The sequence below is a fragment of the Vibrio sp. ZF57 genome (assembly GCF_001691235.1).
GTDB classification, from domain to species: domain Bacteria; phylum Pseudomonadota; class Gammaproteobacteria; order Enterobacterales; family Vibrionaceae; genus Vibrio; species Vibrio crassostreae_C.
This window is the reverse complement of sequence record NZ_MAKD01000086.1, coordinates 64366-80937: the sequence shown is the minus strand read 5'-3', so window position 1 is coordinate 80937 and position 16572 is coordinate 64366. Positions and strand designations below refer to the sequence as shown.

At 38.5% G+C, this 16572-nt stretch carries 15 protein-coding genes; 6 read left to right on the top strand and 9 right to left on the bottom strand.

Going from position 1 to position 16572, the window contains the following annotated elements; translation table 11 throughout:
- Positions 1-152: 152 nt before the first annotated feature.
- Positions 153-1094 carry an ADP-glyceromanno-heptose 6-epimerase gene (rfaD, locus tag A6D97_RS12815; RefSeq protein ID WP_065584537.1) on the bottom strand — a complete coding sequence of 314 codons (942 nt, stop codon included), beginning with the start codon at positions 1092-1094 and terminating at the stop codon, positions 153-155.
- A 152-nt stretch (positions 1095-1246) separates the two neighbouring features.
- On the opposite strand from rfaD, the gene A6D97_RS12810 reads away from it, so the two are divergent.
- Both A6D97_RS12810 and A6D97_RS12805 read left to right on the top strand, forming a co-directional pair.
- The gene (locus A6D97_RS12810) at positions 1247-2410 is read left to right on the top strand and encodes a nucleotide sugar dehydrogenase (RefSeq protein WP_065584536.1); all 1164 of its coding nucleotides are present in this window, start codon (positions 1247-1249) and stop codon (positions 2408-2410) included.
- 124 nt (positions 2411-2534) lie between these two features.
- The gene (locus A6D97_RS12805; protein ID WP_065584535.1) at positions 2535-3173 is read left to right on the top strand and encodes a TetR/AcrR family transcriptional regulator; all 639 of its coding nucleotides are present in this window, start codon (positions 2535-2537) and stop codon (positions 3171-3173) included.
- Between the two features lie 62 nt (positions 3174-3235).
- Here A6D97_RS12805 and A6D97_RS12800 read toward each other — a convergent pair whose 3' ends face one another.
- The 5 genes from A6D97_RS12800 to A6D97_RS12780 form a co-directional block, all read right to left on the bottom strand.
- Positions 3236-4387 (bottom strand): peptidoglycan DD-metalloendopeptidase family protein, encoded by a 1152-nt coding sequence (locus tag A6D97_RS12800; RefSeq protein WP_017066282.1) that lies wholly within the window; start codon positions 4385-4387, stop codon positions 3236-3238.
- 83 nt (positions 4388-4470) lie between these two features.
- A complete protein-coding gene (gene cysE, locus A6D97_RS12795; protein ID WP_009847961.1) occupies positions 4471-5292 on the bottom strand; it encodes a serine O-acetyltransferase in 822 nt (273 codons plus the stop codon).
- A gap of 47 nt (positions 5293-5339) precedes the next feature.
- On the bottom strand, positions 5340-6404 hold the full coding sequence (gpsA, locus tag A6D97_RS12790) for an NAD(P)H-dependent glycerol-3-phosphate dehydrogenase (RefSeq protein ID WP_065584534.1): 1065 nt from the start codon (positions 6402-6404) through the stop codon (positions 5340-5342).
- A 178-nt stretch (positions 6405-6582) separates the two neighbouring features.
- On the bottom strand, positions 6583-7050 hold the full coding sequence (secB, locus tag A6D97_RS12785) for a protein-export chaperone SecB (RefSeq protein WP_009847959.1): 468 nt from the start codon (positions 7048-7050) through the stop codon (positions 6583-6585).
- A 99-nt stretch (positions 7051-7149) separates the two neighbouring features.
- Positions 7150-7584, bottom strand: coding sequence for a rhodanese-like domain-containing protein (locus A6D97_RS12780; protein ID WP_010433842.1), 435 nt, complete (start codon positions 7582-7584; stop codon positions 7150-7152).
- 498 nt (positions 7585-8082) lie between these two features.
- On the opposite strand from A6D97_RS12780, the gene A6D97_RS12775 reads away from it, so the two are divergent.
- Positions 8083-8478 (top strand): adenylyltransferase/cytidyltransferase family protein, encoded by a 396-nt coding sequence (locus A6D97_RS12775; RefSeq protein WP_017070570.1) that lies wholly within the window; start codon positions 8083-8085, stop codon positions 8476-8478.
- 121 nt (positions 8479-8599) lie between these two features.
- Here A6D97_RS12775 and A6D97_RS12770 read toward each other — a convergent pair whose 3' ends face one another.
- Positions 8600-10468: a nucleoside-diphosphate sugar epimerase/dehydratase gene (locus A6D97_RS12770; RefSeq protein ID WP_065584533.1), complete on the bottom strand. Its 1869-nt coding sequence runs from the start codon at positions 10466-10468 to the stop codon at positions 8600-8602.
- Positions 10469-10829: 361 nt separating this feature from the next.
- Here A6D97_RS12770 and A6D97_RS12765 point away from each other — a divergent pair, with 361 nt between their 5' ends.
- Complete coding sequence (locus tag A6D97_RS12765; RefSeq protein WP_065584532.1) at positions 10830-12026, top strand: CDP-glycerol glycerophosphotransferase family protein; 1197 nt, start codon at positions 10830-10832, stop codon at positions 12024-12026.
- Positions 12027-12082: 56 nt separating this feature from the next.
- Here the strand turns inward: A6D97_RS12765 and A6D97_RS12760 are convergent, their stop codons facing one another.
- On the bottom strand, positions 12083-13156 hold the full coding sequence (locus tag A6D97_RS12760) for a glycosyltransferase (RefSeq protein ID WP_017070573.1): 1074 nt from the start codon (positions 13154-13156) through the stop codon (positions 12083-12085).
- A 59-nt stretch (positions 13157-13215) separates the two neighbouring features.
- Here A6D97_RS12760 and A6D97_RS12755 point away from each other — a divergent pair, with 59 nt between their 5' ends.
- A complete protein-coding gene (locus A6D97_RS12755; protein ID WP_240492700.1) occupies positions 13216-14442 on the top strand; it encodes a CDP-glycerol glycerophosphotransferase family protein in 1227 nt (408 codons plus the stop codon).
- A gap of 195 nt (positions 14443-14637) precedes the next feature.
- Positions 14638-15444 (top strand): hypothetical protein, encoded by an 807-nt coding sequence (locus A6D97_RS12750; protein ID WP_017070575.1) that lies wholly within the window; start codon positions 14638-14640, stop codon positions 15442-15444.
- Here the strand turns inward: A6D97_RS12750 and A6D97_RS12745 are convergent.
- The gene (locus tag A6D97_RS12745) at positions 15410-16567 is read right to left on the bottom strand and encodes a CDP-glycerol glycerophosphotransferase family protein (RefSeq protein ID WP_017070576.1); all 1158 of its coding nucleotides are present in this window, start codon (positions 16565-16567) and stop codon (positions 15410-15412) included. The genes A6D97_RS12750 and A6D97_RS12745 overlap by 35 nt on opposite strands.
- Positions 16568-16572: the final 5 nt, after the last annotated feature.

The following is a 16572-nucleotide window of genomic DNA, read 5'->3' as shown; positions in this document are numbered from 1 at the left end:
TTAGCTTCTCTATATATCACCTAGCCGGTTTCTGCTTGAATTCGAGGGGATATTGAGTATTTGCTTATGGCACGAATTAGACGTTCTTTGCGTGTCTACACTTAAAGTAATGATATTAGGGGAGAGTTCCGCTCCCCTAGGTTTACGTGGTGCTATTTATTTATAATTTGCATGTATTGAGCAACGCCTTGCGCTACGGTTTTAAATACCACATCACAGCCTGCTGCTCGAAGCTTCGTAAGGTCAGCTTGAGTAAACTCTTGGTAAGCGCCTTTTAAATGCTCGGGGAAAGGAATCGTTTCGATTTCACCTTTACCGTGGTGCTTAATTACCGCTTTGGCAACTTCGTCAAAAGACTCAGCATTGCCGGTGCCTAGGTTAAAGATGCCAGAAACACCATTTTCTAAGAACCACAGGTTTACTGCTGCAACATCACCGACATACACAAAATCACGCTGGAATGTTTCGCTACCTGCGAACAGTTTAGGGTTCTCACCAGCGTTCATTTGGTTGTTTAGGTGGAAAGCAACAGAGGCCATGCTGCCTTTGTGATCTTCACGTGGACCGTAAACATTGAAGTAACGGAAACCTGTAATTTGAGGTAACGTCTCGTTATGCGCTACAGCATCCGCGGTTAAGCGACGAACGTAGTTATCAAATTGTTGTTTAGAGTAACCGTAGACATTCAATGCGCCTTCATATTCTTTCTCTTCGATGAAAGTCTCTGTCTCACCGTAAGTTGCAGCTGAAGAGGCATATAGGAAGGGAATTTCACGCTCAACACAATAATGCAGTAGCTCTTTTGAGTACTCATAGTTGTTGAGCATCATGTATTTACCATCCCACTCGGTCGTTGCCGAACAAGCACCTTCATGGAAAATAGCTTCAATAGGGCCGAAATCATCGCCAGCCATAACTTGAGTTAGGAAGTCGTCGCGATCCATGTAGTCAGTGATGTCTAGGTCTACAAGGTTCTTGAACTTTTTACCGTTCTTGAGGTTGTCGACAACTAGAATATCGTTGTGGCCTGCGTCATTGAGTGCTTTCACAATATTGCTGCCGATCATGCCAGCACCACCAGTTACGATAATCATATTTTTCCTACTCTTTTGAATATAAAACTACCGCGAGTATAGCAAGGAATGACAAAGACGGGCTAGTGGAATAATTCCTTAAGCAGAGTATGATATGAGCAGATTAGTCTTAGGTAAGTGCGCAGTAAGCACTCGAATTTATAGGTATTATCATGAAAATTGCAGTTGCGGGTACCGGTTATGTAGGTTTATCCAATGCGATGTTGTTGGCGCAGAATCATGATGTTGTTGCAGTTGATATCGTCGAAGAAAAGGTATCGATGTTGAACAACAAGCAATCGCCAATCATGGATGTTGAGATTGAAGAGTTTTTGGCTAATCGTGCTTTGAGTTTTCAAGCCACAACCGATAAGCAAGCGTATCAAGATGCAGAGTTCGTTATTATCGCTACGCCAACCGACTATGACCCTAAAACGAACTACTTTAATACCAGTTCTGTAGAGTCGGTGATTCGTGACGTAATGATGGTTAACCCGCATGCTGTCATGGTGATCAAATCAACGGTCCCTGTTGGCTATACTGAGCGCGTTAAGCAAGAGCTGAACTGTGAAAACGTTATGTTCTCACCTGAGTTTTTACGCGAAGGCAAAGCCCTGTACGATAACCTACACCCATCACGAATTATCGTTGGTGAGTGTTCTGAACGCGCTAAAGTGTTTGCTAATCTTCTTGTTGAAGGTGCAGAAAAAGAGAATATCGATGTGCTATATACTAACTCCACGGAAGCAGAAGCGGTAAAGCTATTCTCAAATACCTACTTAGCGATGCGAGTTTCTTATTTCAATGAGCTCGATTCTTATGCCGAAGCCCATGGTTTGGATTCTCGCCAGATTATCGAAGGTGTGGGCTTAGACCCTCGAATTGGCAATCATTACAATAACCCTTCATTTGGTTACGGTGGCTACTGCTTACCCAAAGACACCAAACAGCTGTTAGCCAACTATCAAGATGTACCAAACAACATTGTGGGTGCCATCGTTGATGCTAACCGGACTCGTAAGGATTTCATTGCGGATTCAATTATTAAGCGCTCGCCTAAAATTGTAGGTATTTATCGTTTGATCATGAAGTCTGGCTCAGACAACTTCCGTGCGTCGTCGATTCAAGGGATTATGAAGCGCTTGAAAGCTAAAGGTATTGAAGTGGTCGTGTTCGAACCTGTGTTGGAAGAAGAGCATTTCTTTAACTCGAAGGTTTATTCTGATCTTGCAGAGTTTAAAGCGATATCCGATGTGATTGTTTCTAACAGAATGGTCGATGAAATATCAGACGTTGCAGATAAGGTATACACACGAGATCTGTTTGGCAGTGATTGATTACAGAGTGATTGATAGAAGGTTAGTTTTAGCGCTTGCTAATTCGACCAGATGTTATCAGCTCGATCTATCCGCTTAGTGGCGATATACTGAACCACTAAACGGATAGGGATACTAATAACTAATGAAAACACGTGACAAGATTGTTTACGCTGCTCTAGAGCTTTTTAATGAGCACGGTGAGCGTAGTATTACGACCAATCATATTGCTGAGCATATCGAGATTAGCCCTGGTAACCTCTACTACCATTTCCGCAACAAGCAAGAAATTGTCCGTGACATCTTTACTCTCTATTCGACAGAGTTACTTGAAAGGTTCACACCGATTCAAGGCCAACAAGAAAGCCTGACGTTACTAAAGACTTACTTAGATTCTATCTTCACACTGATGTGGAAGTACCGATTCTTCTACGCAAACCTCCCTGAAATTTTGTCTCGTGATGAGCAGCTTCACCTCGATTACATGGCTGTGCAAGAAAGGTTGCAAACTAACCTTGTCGATATTATGAGAGCTTTTGTTGAGTTGAACTTGTTGAAAGCGACAGACTCAGAGATGAAGTCGATGGTGACTTCTCTTCACTTGATTGCATCGGGTTGGTTGGCGTATCAGTCTGCGATGTCTCCAAAAGCCCAAATTACCGAGCAAGTCGTTCATCAAGGAATGCTGCAGATGATAGCGACCGTTAAACCAATTGCGACCGCGCAAGGTTTTGAACAGCTGACATTATTAGAAGATGGTGTAAGGGCGTTGAACTCTAAATAGAAAGAGACGAGTAAGCGGTATACGGGATTCGAAGAAAGATACTCGCATCCCGTATCTGCTCTTTATCGAACTAACCAACTCTTCGGGTTTTGGGCTTGGCTGTTTCTGCGAATCTCAAAGTACAGTGAAGGGCGCGTTTGGCCGCCAGTGTCACCAGCAAGCGCAATCGCTTCGCCAGCTTTAACCTTGTCACCTTCTTTCTTTAAAAGTGCTTGGTTAAAGCCGTAGAGCGTCATATCACCTTTACCGTGGTCAAGTAGCACCACTAATCCATAGCCACGCAGATACTCTGCAAATACCACCGTGCCAGAGTAAACCGATTTTACCTGCTGACCGTACTTGGCGTTTATCACCATGCCTTTCCAGTTAATTTGACCCGTTTGGCGTGAGCCGTAGTTATGCAGAACTTTGTCTTTGATTGGCCAAGGCAGTTTACCTTTGCGTTTGGCTAACCCATCCATAGGGACGGCATTACGTCGTTCTCGAGCCGCTTTTTCTGCTTTCGCTATTTCAGCTTTGAGGCGTGTTTCATTTCGCTGAAGCTCTGCTAGGTAATTCTTGTCACCCGAGATGTTTTTCTTGATGCTGCCAACCGTTTTCTTACGCTGCGTTTGAGTTTTGGCTAACGTATCGCGCTTGGTGGTTTGCTGTTTTAGCAGTGTTGCTATCTGTTCTTGCTCAAGTTGACGCTGTTTGTGGCTTTCTTCTAATTCAAGTTGCGTCTGTTCAATCGTTTTAATGGTTGCGGAGCGAGCTTTGGCAAGGTGCTGGTAATAATGACTGATGCGATCTTCTTCTACACCGGTGTTGAGAATGTGAGAAGAAGCCTTAGCTCGACTCGTCATGTAGTAAGTCTGAATGAGCTGCTCTAACTTGTCTGTCTGGACTTTTTTCTGTGCAGTGAGCGCTTTAATCTTTGTGTCTAAATTAGCAATATTAGCATTAGCAGTATTGAGCTGCTTTTTACTGTCTAGAATCGCTTTTTCAAGTGAAGCGATGGACAGCTCCTGCTTCTTGAGGTTTGCCTGTAGGCTATCGAGTTTCTTTTGCTGGGAAGAGAGCGCTTTCTGTTGACGAGAGATTTCGCTTGATACGCCTTTCAGTTCACCTTGAGATGCAGCAAATGATGATGAAGACAAAAGAGCAACACCAAGGCTGGCAGATATCAAAAGAACAGTGCTCATTGATTGAACGGGTTTCATCATTATCGTCATTTTGCTCTTATTAATAATCAGCATCTGCTGCGAGTCTTTTCGCATCTCGGCTATCGGCTATTCGTCGGATCCCGAATCTGCTCTTAAATCCCATCACCATGGATGAAGTTCTGAGAGCGACCGTTAAACCCCTGATCCATGTCTAAAGATGGCTTATCAGTTTTCGGCTTTCCAACAATTTTTGCAGGAACACCAGCGACAGTCGTATGAGGCGGAACGGCTTGAAGAACCACTGAGCAAGAACCAATTTTCGCGCCTTCACCCACTTCAATATTGCCAAGTATTTTAGCGCCGGCACCGATCATTACACCTTCTCGGATTTTAGGGTGACGATCGCCACCTTCTTTACCCGTACCACCTAAAGTCACGTCTTGAAGGATAGATACATCATTTTCAACTACGGCTGTTTCACCAATCACGATACCGGTGGCGTGGTCGAGCATGATCGCTTTACCGATACGAGCGGCTGGGTGAATATCCACTTGGCAAGCAACCGAAATTTGGTTCTGTAGGTAAGTAGCAAGTGCAATACGCCCTTGCTTCCATAGCCAGTTAGCCACTCGGTAACCTTGCAAAGCGTGGTAGCCTTTCAGATAAAGCAGAGGCATCGAGTACATCTCGACCGCAGGATCTCGATTTACCGTCGCGCAGATATCACAAGCAGCCGCATCAATAATCGATTGATCTTGCTTAAATGCTTGTTCAACCACCTCACGTACCGCCATTGCGGGCATTGAAGCCGTCTTTAGCTTGTTGGCTAGGATATAACTTAATGCAGCGCCTAAGCTTTCGTGGTTGATAATGGTGGCATGGTAAAAACTCGCAAGCATAGGTTCTTGCTCTGACTGCTGTCGAGCTTCCTTCACAATGCATTGCCAAACCTTTTGCTGTTCACAGTGTTTCATTTTACCATCCATCTTATCTATTTTATCCCACGACTGAATACGCGATGTTATCGCTCTGACTTCTTGTCTCGAGCAAGCAAATCTTGTGCTGCTAAGTGGGCATCTTTCCCTTGATACAGCACTTGGTAAATTTGTTCAACAATTGGCATCTCAACGCCCATACGTTCTGATAGTAACCAAACTTCTTTAGTGTTGCGATAGCCTTCTACCACCTGGCCAATTTCTTCTTGTGCAGTATCAACATCTTTACCGGAACCTAACGCTAAACCGAAGCGACGGTTACGCGATTGGTTATCAGTACAGGTTAGTACTAAGTCACCCAACCCTGCCATGCCCATGAAGGTTTCTGGTTGCGCCCCAAGAGCTGCACCTAATCGGCTCATCTCAGCTAAACCGCGAGTGATAAGCGCGGTACGTGCATTGGCACCAAAGCCAATACCATCCGACATGCCTGCGCCAATTGCGATAACGTTCTTCACTGCGCCGCCAAGCTGCATACCAATGAAATCTGAGTTTGCGTACACGCGGAATGTTTTACCGCAGTGAATTTTTTCTTGAAGCTCTTCTAAGAAAACTTCATCTGGTGAAGCGACAGAGATAGCCGTTGGCATGCCCATCGCTAACTCTTTGGCAAAAGTAGGCCCTGATAGAACCGCTAGCGAGTACCCATCCCCCAGCACATCATGCGCGACATCTTTAAGCAGGCGGCCGGTCTCTGGCTCTAAGCCTTTGGTCGCCCAACAGATGCGAGAGTCTGAGGCTAAGTAAGGTTTAACGCTATTAAGCACAACGCCGAATACGTGGCTCGGGACTACAAGTAAAAGGTCTCGGCTTGAAGTCACTGCTTTTTCTAAGTCTGATTCAATGATCAGGCTTTCTGGGAATTCTATATTTGGTAGGAACTCATGATTAGCGCGCTCAGATTCAAGGCGAGCCATATGAGCAGGGTCATGCCCCCAAAGAACAACGTTTGCACCGTTACGCGCTAGAGAGATAGCTAAAGAGGTTCCGTAAGAACCTGCACCAATGACAGTCATGGCGATCTCTTTGCCGTAAGTGCTGTCTTTACCGTAAGCGTCTGCCGTATTAGTCGGGCGAGTTGTTTCTGTCATGCTTCCACCTAAAAATAATGAGGGAAATCGAAGAGTTTTGAAAAAGCTATCCACTAAAATAAGAAGAGCTTTCAATCTTAGTACAGTGTAAAGAAAAAATGCACATCGCAGAAGTTACGATGTGCATTTAAAAGCGAACTAGCGCTTGAAACGTTAGAGTTAAGTTCTACTGTGAGACTTAAGCCTGTTCGCCTTCAGCTTGTTGAGCTTGGTTTTGTAGGTAGTTCATGAACAAAGCATCAAAGTTTACTGGAGCTAGGTTCAGTTGTGGGAACGTACCTTTAACCACTAGGCTAGAAATCGTTTCACGCGCGTATGGGAACAGGATGTTCGGGCAGAATGCACCTAGGCAATGTGCCAGTTGGCCAGCTTCCATTTCGCTTGCAGAGAAAATACCGCCTTGTTGAACTTCACAAAGGAACGCTGTGTCTTCTGCATTCTTAACAGTAACAGTTAGACGTAGGATAACTTCGTAAACGCCTTCGCCAAGCTCACGGCTTTGAGTGTCTAGGTCCAGTTTTACATCTGGGTTCCACTCTTTTTGAAACATATCTGGAGAGTTTGGCGCTTCGAAAGAGACGTCTTTTAGGAAAATACGTTGGATTGCGAAGTTCTGTTGTGCGTCTTGTTGTGCTGCTTCAGCCATTTTCTTGTCCTTAAAAATTTTAAATTAGACTCTGTTCATTCTATTTATCGAACAAAGCCTGAAAGTTAGTTTATCGGTCAGCTTACTTCTTGCTTTGAACTACTTCTTACCTTTAACCAAAGGTAGGTTAGCTTCGCTCCAAGCCACTAAGCCGCTTTTCAGCACGCTTACGTTTTCGAAACCTGCTTTAACCAGCAAGTTCGCGCTTTCTTGAGCGGTTTGACCCGTCTTGCATACTACGATGATTGGGTCTGCTTTGTGACTTTCAAGGCTACCAAAGTTATTTGCTTTGATATCTGACGGTAAAATGTGAACTGCGTCAGTAATATGGCCTTTCTTGAACTCATCCTTAGTACGAATATCAACCACAACACCGTTTTCACGGTTAATCATGTGTGTGGTTTGCGCTGCCGTGATCTCTTTATAAGCTGCGTTTGATGTCTTGATAACGTTCGCAATGATGGCAACAACCAAGCCGATCCATACGATGGCTAAAATCATATTCTCTTGAACAAATGGAACTAACTCTTGCATATCTTGAACTCTTATTCGTTATTGGGCGAAAAACTCTAGGTCAGGAGTATAGCGAGTTTTGGGGTTTGGTGTACATAGTTGTCAGTAGCCAACATCCATATTGCAATAGGCTTGTTGAGCACATAGACAATGAGACAGTTTCATTTTTAATTTTAGATTTGAAGTGCGTAGTCATGTTGTCATCCTAAGCAGCAAGCTTAGTCATGCTGTCCTTTAAGGAAAGTGTTTATTGTAATTAATATCGGGTTCTTGCGGTATTACTTAGCTGAAGCTTGCATTGGATTGCATTCGCTAATGTTTGAGCATGGAAAACAGTTACTATAAAATGCTCGGAGTTGTATTTTAGAAGGATAGGGGCCCAAAGTAGCACTTGCAAAGTGGGTCTCTACAATGATTAACAGGCCTTCTCCTGTTTGGGTTGTAATCCTGATATACTTTAAGCATCTATAATAAGAAGGAAAACCTTCCCGACGGTTTTTTAAAAGATAGGAATAAAAAATGAGTAAACGTGTAATCACATTTGGTACATATGATATTTTTCATGTAGGGCATGTCAATATATTAGAACGTTGTGCATCTTTAGGTGACACATTGATAGTTGGTATATCAACTGATCAACTTAATTTTAGTAAAAAACAGAGAAACCCAATTTACACTCAAGAAGATAGAATGAAAATTGTCCAATCACTTTCGTTTGTCGATGAGGTGTTTTTTGAGCATTCATTAGAGAAAAAGCGCGAATATATTGAATTTTACCGAGCAGATATACTAGCTATGGGAGATGACTGGAAAGGTCGTTTTGATGAGTTTTCTGATATTTGTGAAGTTGTTTACTTCCCTCGAACCCCTTCGATATCGACAACTGAAATTATAGAAATAACAAAAGCAATTTAATATTAATTTGGCTAGAATTACATCTAGGGCTTTGTTTTTAAATTAAAACAAGGTAGAAACATCACATGTGAACTGGTTGATTATTGATCGTTTCTATATTTATGAATTTAAGAAAAAGCTCTTATTGTTTTGTTAATTTGTACCCTGTTGGAGCATCTAATAGTATTCTTTTTATACATTCCACATTAAAATCATGGCAACATTCATCTAGTTCGCTTAACAGAACTTGCATTTCAGGCCAGCTCAGTTTGCTCTCTTGAGCTGTCATGATTTTTTCGTGGCTGGTTCCTTCGACATTATCTCCGATCAAAAGCTCTTCATACAGCTTCTCGCCAGGTCTTAGGCCTGTAAACCTGATTTCAATATCGCCTTCATCCGAGCTTGAACCAATGTTTTCTTTCATTCCCATAAGGTGCACCATGCGTTTTGCTAGGTCTAGGATCTTAATTGGCTCTCCCATGTCCAACACGAACACTTGGCCATTATTACCCATTGCGCCAGCTTGAATGACGAGCTGCGCCGCTTCAGGAATCAACATGAAGTAGCGAATAATATCAGGGTGAGTCACCGTTACTGGACCACCGGCCTTAATTTGTTTTTTGAATAATGGAACAACAGACCCAGATGATCCTAAAACATTGCCGAACCTCACCATAGTAAAAGTAGTCTGTGTGTCTTTGTCTGCTAGAGCTTGAAGAACGAGCTCCGCCATTCTTTTACTTGCTCCCATTACATTTGTTGGCCTTACGGCTTTGTCTGTAGAAATGAGAGTGAAATTTCTAACGCCACATTCTATAGCAGCTTGCGCACAGGATAATGTCCCAAAAACATTATTTCGAATGCCCTCTACGACATTATCTTCGACAAGAGGCACGTGTTTGTAGGCCGCGGCATGATATAAAGTGTCAACGTCATAGCTTGTCATCAGCTTTTCAAGGCGATTTTGTCTTTGAACTGAGCCTAGCGCAGCAATAATTTGAGTTTCGATTTTAAGATTATGCTTAGTCGCATTTAGCTCTTGTTCGATCTTATAAAGGTTATATTCATTTAACTCGAATAAGATCAGCGTTTTCGGTTTCTGAGTTATTATTTGGCGACACAGTTCAGAGCCTATTGAGCCTCCAGCACCAGTGACAATGACACTCTTGCCTATAATATTCTTAGTTAATAAATTATTGTCAGGGGTTATCGGTGTGCGTCCTAACAAGTCCGCAACATCGAGGTCTTTCACTTCGGTCGCGGTTGCTTTACCTGCAGCGATGTCCTCTACCGATGGAACTGACTGGATCTCGATAGGCCAGTTAGATAGTTTTTCAACCAACCTTAACCTTTTACCTTTATTGATATTGTTGATAGCCAATAACAGCTTGACTGGTTGATAAAGAGATTGAAGATGTTCAAATTCACTCGGGTGATGGACCTTTAACCCAAATAAAATATTGCCTCTTTTCTTTGGATCATCATCTAACAGGATTACAGGGTTGTATTCATCGCCATGAATTAAAGCGTACACAAGTTCACGACCTGTAGCCCCTGCTCCATAAATAAAAACATTTGGTTTTTTCCGCTTGATCATTTGATCATAGGCGGAACGAATCATAATCCTTGGGCCACCTAATGTCAGTATAGCTAGACCAGCATAGATAAAAGGGACACTTCTAGGCACAAAGGTATGAAGGAAGAAACCGCTCATTACTAAGGTTAGCGATGAAATAAACACGGCAAAGAATATATTACCAACAGCGGGAAACATCATATACCGTAGAACTGCTCGGTACATTCCAAGTTTGGCAAAACTAAAAATGGTAATCGTGAGAGTGAGTAGTAAGGTTACCCATTCATCTAGGCCCAACTCGAATGTGTAGGTACCCAATCTTAGAGCTATCGCTAAGTAAAGCGAGAAGGTTATTGCAAAAACATCGTAACTAATACTGATTAAGCGTTTGTTTTTCCGCTTTGTGTTGAGGATAAGTCGTATTGGCTTAATCATTAGATACCTTGATGTCTTTCTAATCTTAGTTTTCAAGTAGAAGTGAAGAGGGAATTGGTGATCATTTTAATGTTCTTGAACGAGGTTAGCTAGTTGTAATTGTCGGTTCTTTGTTGAACAGTACAGTATCGCCCTGAATTGTATGTTTTTTGTTCGCCTGCCCTCCTTTTTGTACTACTTTTATTTATATGATTTTGTTTATTAAATAGTGCAGTAGTGGAGGGAACTTCTCTCTTTGTGATGCATGAGGTCTTATCAGGAGTATTGACTGTAGTTAGGCTATGACATTTGAGTATACAAGGTTGTACAGGATAGATATAATTGTTCATATTTTTATCAAATCTTAGGCTATTGTAACTAAATGTCTTTATTTTTATTGTTAATCAATTCAGTGGCTACTTTCTTTATCCTTTATATTTTTCGCCGTAAAATTATGAGTTTAATTGCCAAGAAAACATATTATTTTTTCCAAAAATTTCCAGTGAAAAGTAATAGAGCTGTCTTTTCTAGCTTTTCCGGTAAATATTATAGTGATAACCCAAAATACTTATATTTAGAATGTATAAAAAATCACCCAAATATTGAGTGTATTTGGGTAGTAGATGATAATAGAATTGATATTCCTGGAAAAGCCATAAAGGTTAGGAACAAAAGTTTTAAACATTTATACTACATGGCCACATCAAAATATTGGATATTCAACGCGAGAATTCCAGCTATGTTTACGAAGCGAGAAGAGCAAGTGTATTTGCAAACATGGCATGGCACACCATTGAAAAAACTTGGTTTAGATATGGACGTTGCTTACTTTGCGACCGCTAACTACAAACATAATTTTTATAAAAATGCGCAGCGTTGGGACTACTTAGTATCGGCTAACAAATTTTCAACAAAAGTTTTTCAATCATCATTTGGTGTAGATAAAGATATAATTGTTGAATGTGGCTATCCAAGAAATGATATTCTCATAAATCATTCTGAAAGCGATGTATTAAAAGTAAAAAACTCCCTTAACATTGAAGGTGATAAAAAAGTCATTCTGTATTGCCCAACTTGGCGTGATGACCAGAAAAGAACAGATAAGCAGTACGGGTTTAACCTTAAACTTGATCTTTGTAGGTTGAAGGAGAAGTTTGGTGATAGTGCTATTATCTTGCTAAGAATGCATTATTTAATAGCGGACAACTTAGATCTTACTGGTGTAGAAGATTTTGCATATGACGTATCTAACTATCCTGATATTCAGGAGCTATATATAGTATCCGATATCATGATTACAGACTATTCCTCTACGATGTTTGATTATACTAATCTTAAAAAACCAGTGATTTTGTACACTTACGACTTAGATAAATATAAAGATATATTACGCGGGTTTTATTTTGATATTATGAATTTAAGCCCAGGCCCAATTGTAATTGAACATCCTGAGTTAGAAGATGAAATTGAAAAAGGACTGAGTGGGAAGCTGACTTACAATGAAGATTTCTATAACGAGTTTTGTACTATTGAGAGAGGGAACGCTTCTAACAAAATTCTAAACACCATGATTAGCTGATATAAAGTTAGTTAACATAAAGCTGTAAACCCTTTTTGGTTTACAGCTTTATTTTTTTATAAAATCACTTTCTTTTTAAGAAGCTTTTTAGCTATAGTGTAACTCTTCAGAGCGATGCATAACTTCAATATATTGATAACAGATACTTTTTTTCTTGATACAGCTCTATTGAATATCGTGAGCTCTTTAATTTTATTGTTTTTGATTAAATGGTATCTAATCTTATTGTTTTCATTTACACAAGAGTAAATTTTTTCATAGTTATCTTTTATGTTGTTTTTTATTAGATCAAATGCCAATATAGACTCTTGTGTAACATGATTTATTGCTGCTATGTGTCTAGGTAGCCTACTATTATAATTTAACTTTAACTCTTGTTCGTATGAAATATTTAAGCTATCAAATTTTCTACAAATATCTTCAGTCATAGTCATCTGCTTAAACCGACATTTGATATTATATTCAGATAAGCGATCTTGTGTGATAGATTTGTTGTCATTTGCTCTCACTCTATAGCTGTATACTAGGTTTGGAATGACAGAGATATTATCAGAATGGGCGTAACTCAAATATGTGAAAATAAAATCCTCACTAGACATACCTTCAGGGAATGTGAGTTTGTTTTCAATTAAAAAAGAACGTTTGAATATTTTTCCATGGATTGCAATTACCTTTCTAACTTCTGGAGACTCGGCGACATTTGTAGTTATGATTTTTTCTTTAAATAACTTCCTTAGTCTAGAATCGTCGGTTGGTTTATTGTCAACATTAAATTGTCTTTTACCTAAAACTATATCACTGTTTGTCTGTTCAGCTGTAGTTACAAGGTTAAGTAATGCATCTTCATGGATAAAGTCATCTGAATCAATAAAAGTTACATACTCACCACAAGATTGCTTGATACCATAATTACGAGCAACACTTGCCCCAGAATTTTTTTGTTTGAAAAGCTTTATTCGATTATCGTTTTCCATGTAACTCTCGACAATGGAGATAGAGTTATCTGTTGAGCCATCATCTACGATAATTAACTCATAGTTAGTAAAACTTTGTTGTAAGATGCTAGTCAAGCACTCTTGTATAAATTCTTCTGTATTATATAATGGTACGATTATTGAAAGTTTCATCATGTTCTCCTCAATGAATTATGGTACCATTATAGTGTATTTATTATCAGTAATAAATTTTTTTGGATATTGACTTAGTGATTTTAAAAATTAAATTGTGGTTGTCTAAGTTTGGTTATTTAGATCTGATAGTTAAATATTTATTAGTAAAACTATCAATGCTAAAGTTTTTTACTGCTCATTTTAATCAAAAGGTTATATTCAATAAGTACATTTTTGAATGTTTTCAAGGTAAAAGTGTATGTGACTCTCCATTTAGTATTTACGAATGTTTATTGAAAACCAACGATAATACGTCATTTGTTTGGGTCCTTGATTCTGAAAAGCACGAGTTTTTTAAAGTACTGAGCAATAATTCTAATACGAAGGTAGTTATACGTGGTACAAAAGAATACGATCGTGAATATGCTACATCAGCATTTTGGATAACAAACTGCCGCCTTCCTTTTAGATTTGTAAAAAGGAAAGGCCAAAAATATATTCAGTGCTGGCATGGGACTCCTTTGAAGCGGTTGGGTTTGGATGTAAAGGCTAGCGCTTATGCGACATCAAGTTTAAAAGGTATGTATTTTAGCTACTTAGCAGATTCTAGACGTTACGACCATTTTATTTCTCCAAGTTCTTATGCTTCTGAACGTTTCTGTTCTAGTTTTGGAATTGACTCGGATAAAATTATTGAACAGGGTTACCCACGAAATGATGCTTTGATTAATGATATTAATAACCTTGCCAAACTGAAATATATAAAGTTGACGCTAGGTATAGAGCCTAGTAAGAAAGTGATACTTTATGCACCAACCTGGCGTGATAATCAATATTCGAAAGAGACGGCTAGCTTTTATTTTAACAATCCTCTTGAAAATGAAACATTCTTAGGTGAATTTGATGATAGTTATGTTTTTTTATTTAGAGGCCATTATTTTTCAGACTCAATTGAAACATCAAGTCGTTTTATAGATGTTTCTAATTATAATGATGTTAATGACCTATATCTTATCGCTGATGCTCTGATAACAGATTATTCTAGTGTGTTTTTCGATTATTCAGTGCTAAATCGCCCCATCTTTTTTTTCATGTATGATCGAGAGGTCTATGAGAAAGAAGTAAGAGGTTTCTATATTGATATTGATCAAGATCTCCCTGGTCAAATTTTTTATGATAGTCATTCTTTATCAGATGCGTTAAAATCCAACGTAATAGTAAATCATAATTCTTTCAACGAGAGATTTAACCCTTTTGAAGATGGCTTCTCTACAACGCGAGTTATAGAAAAAATCATTAAAAATTAGGTGTTATGCTAGCTTTAGTGGTTAACTTCGTATTATAAGCAAGAAGCTACTTGAAAAGGGTTTTGTTACTTAATTTTGTTGATGAGGTGTTCAATGATTAACGTTGAAAAGTCCAAATTTTTGATTTTCCTCATACTTCATCTATTACTCACAACATATAGATCATTTAAACTATAAAAAATGTCTGATTAAGCTATGAAATTTTTTAATAAAATAAAAACTGCTTTAGCAAGAAACGTTGCATTTTTCTCGGTGTTACGTTCATTATATCCATTTTTTAGAAATGATGCTTTAGTTGAAGTTAATAAGTTATCTTTTTGTATATTTTTAAGTAAATATATAAATATGGTCGTGATGTTTATCCCGATTAAATTGTTATTTATTTTGTCAGGCGCTAAAAATATATCTTTTTTGCTTGATATTGAACAACAGTTGGGTAGGAATGTATATATAGGGTTTTGGGTCTGCCTTGTTATTATTCTCTACATTTTTGATATGATTGTTAAGATATATAAAGGCAAGCTTATTAATCATCAAAAGAATATTATAGATAATAAAAAATACGTTTTTATTGGAAAGGATATATCTCAAAAAATAGTACTTCGCACATACAGTCCTTACTGTCAAATGCTATCTGACTTTTTAGTTCTCTTCGCTTCTATTATGGTTTTCTTTATACTTAGCCCTCATTACGCTGTTTTTTATATTATCGTAGTTCTCGGGTATTTTTTATTTTTGGAATACTTGTTGTTTTCCCCACACCAACCAAGGTTACTTAAGAAACTAAGTTTGGATAATAATCAATTTATTCAAGTGTGTAATGGTATGCTTTATCTTGTTTTCTTTTTGGGTATTATTGCGGTATTAATTCTAGATTCTATTCATATATTAGTCGCTATATTAATATTATTAGTTGCCCGTATTTCTACAACCTCATTGCGCACTGTATTCACCTCACAAAAATCACTCAGAAGAGACTACTTTCAAAATAATGAATCATAAAATGACTAATATCCTGTTTTGACTGATCTAAGTTTATTTTTTTAGCTGTGTCTTTATTGATTGGTTTAATGTGATTGAACCAATCATCTTGTTTCTTTATGGCTTTTCCCCACGTTAGCTCATTGTAATCGAATGAAAACCCTACATGTTTTGAATACTCATTGATATCATAAGGTAGAAATCCGACAGGCTTATTCAGCATTGCAAAATCACAATAAATACTCGAATAATCAGTGATCAACGTATCGAATTGATTAAGATGCTCAGTAATATCTTCTACCTTCTTTGAATCAAGGTTGACGATATTTTTCCCTACGAATTGGGAAAGGTTAACTTCAAATTTGGGATGGAGACGAATAAATATTACAGTATTTTCTTCCTCTAATTTACTGTTTAATAAATGTTTATTGAAGTCATGAAATGGGAATAGCCTAACATCATCATATGGGCGCCATGTAGGGCTATAAAGAGTAAATTTTGTATTCTTATTTTTTCTGAAACTCTCTATAAACTCTGAGCAGGATTTATTCATAGAATCTAATCGGGGTTGCCTAGCTACCAGAACTTGTTCGTTTGTTACTCCAAACGCTTTCCCTATGTAATCTGAAAAGTAATCTGATGGGCTTAAGTAATAACTAATATTTGTGCTCATCACTTTATAATATAATTTTTTCATTAAACCAGCAGATTGGTCCATAAGGCCGATGTTTTTTAGTGGTGTTCCGTGCCCGAGTTGAATTACGAGGCGATGATACTTCATGAAAAGCCCACTGACAGGAGCATCCATAGTACTCATAACCCAGCATTTTGCTTTTAAAATATACACTTTCTGAAGGAAACCTTTGTTCGATATAAAATAATCCCCTAACTCTCTATTAAGATGTTCTCTTTTTTTATCATCATTTATTATGAACTTTACTTCGAAACCAAGTTCTTCGAATTTATTTTTATGATTTAGAAATAAGTACTTTGAATTAAACGTAAAGTCTTTATTAACGGTTGAGTTGAATATTATTCTTTTCTTTCTTTTTCCTACTATAAAAAATAATGATAGAAAAAAACCAGAAGTAGCATCGACAAAGCGTTGGATTAAAAATTTATTTTTATTGTTAATTGACCACATGATAA

What these genes read in the sequence shown, in the direction of transcription:
- A6D97_RS12805 (WP_065584535.1), top strand. Translation starts at nt 2,535, where the DNA reads ATGAAAACACGTGACAAGATTGTTTACGCTGCTCTAGAGCTTTTTAAT.
- A6D97_RS12765 (WP_065584532.1), top strand. Translation starts at nt 10,830, where the DNA reads ATGTCTTTATTTTTATTGTTAATCAATTCAGTGGCTACTTTCTTTATC.
- A6D97_RS12775 (WP_017070570.1), top strand. Translation starts at nt 8,083, where the DNA reads ATGAGTAAACGTGTAATCACATTTGGTACATATGATATTTTTCATGTA.
- A6D97_RS12760 (WP_017070573.1), bottom strand. Translation starts at nt 13,156, where the DNA reads ATGATGAAACTTTCAATAATCGTACCATTATATAATACAGAAGAATTT.
- A6D97_RS12750 (WP_017070575.1), top strand. Translation starts at nt 14,638, where the DNA reads ATGAAATTTTTTAATAAAATAAAAACTGCTTTAGCAAGAAACGTTGCA.
- cysE (WP_009847961.1), bottom strand. Translation starts at nt 5,292, where the DNA reads ATGAAACACTGTGAACAGCAAAAGGTTTGGCAATGCATTGTGAAGGAA.
- A6D97_RS12770 (WP_065584533.1), bottom strand. Translation starts at nt 10,468, where the DNA reads ATGATTAAGCCAATACGACTTATCCTCAACACAAAGCGGAAAAACAAA.
- gpsA (WP_065584534.1), bottom strand. Translation starts at nt 6,404, where the DNA reads ATGACAGAAACAACTCGCCCGACTAATACGGCAGACGCTTACGGTAAA.
- A6D97_RS12745 (WP_017070576.1), bottom strand. Translation starts at nt 16,567, where the DNA reads ATGTGGTCAATTAACAATAAAAATAAATTTTTAATCCAACGCTTTGTC.
- A6D97_RS12780 (WP_010433842.1), bottom strand. Translation starts at nt 7,584, where the DNA reads ATGCAAGAGTTAGTTCCATTTGTTCAAGAGAATATGATTTTAGCCATC.
- secB (WP_009847959.1), bottom strand. Translation starts at nt 7,050, where the DNA reads ATGGCTGAAGCAGCACAACAAGACGCACAACAGAACTTCGCAATCCAA.
- A6D97_RS12800 (WP_017066282.1), bottom strand. Translation starts at nt 4,387, where the DNA reads ATGACGATAATGATGAAACCCGTTCAATCAATGAGCACTGTTCTTTTG.
- rfaD (WP_065584537.1), bottom strand. Translation starts at nt 1,094, where the DNA reads ATGATTATCGTAACTGGTGGTGCTGGCATGATCGGCAGCAATATTGTG.
- A6D97_RS12810 (WP_065584536.1), top strand. Translation starts at nt 1,247, where the DNA reads ATGAAAATTGCAGTTGCGGGTACCGGTTATGTAGGTTTATCCAATGCG.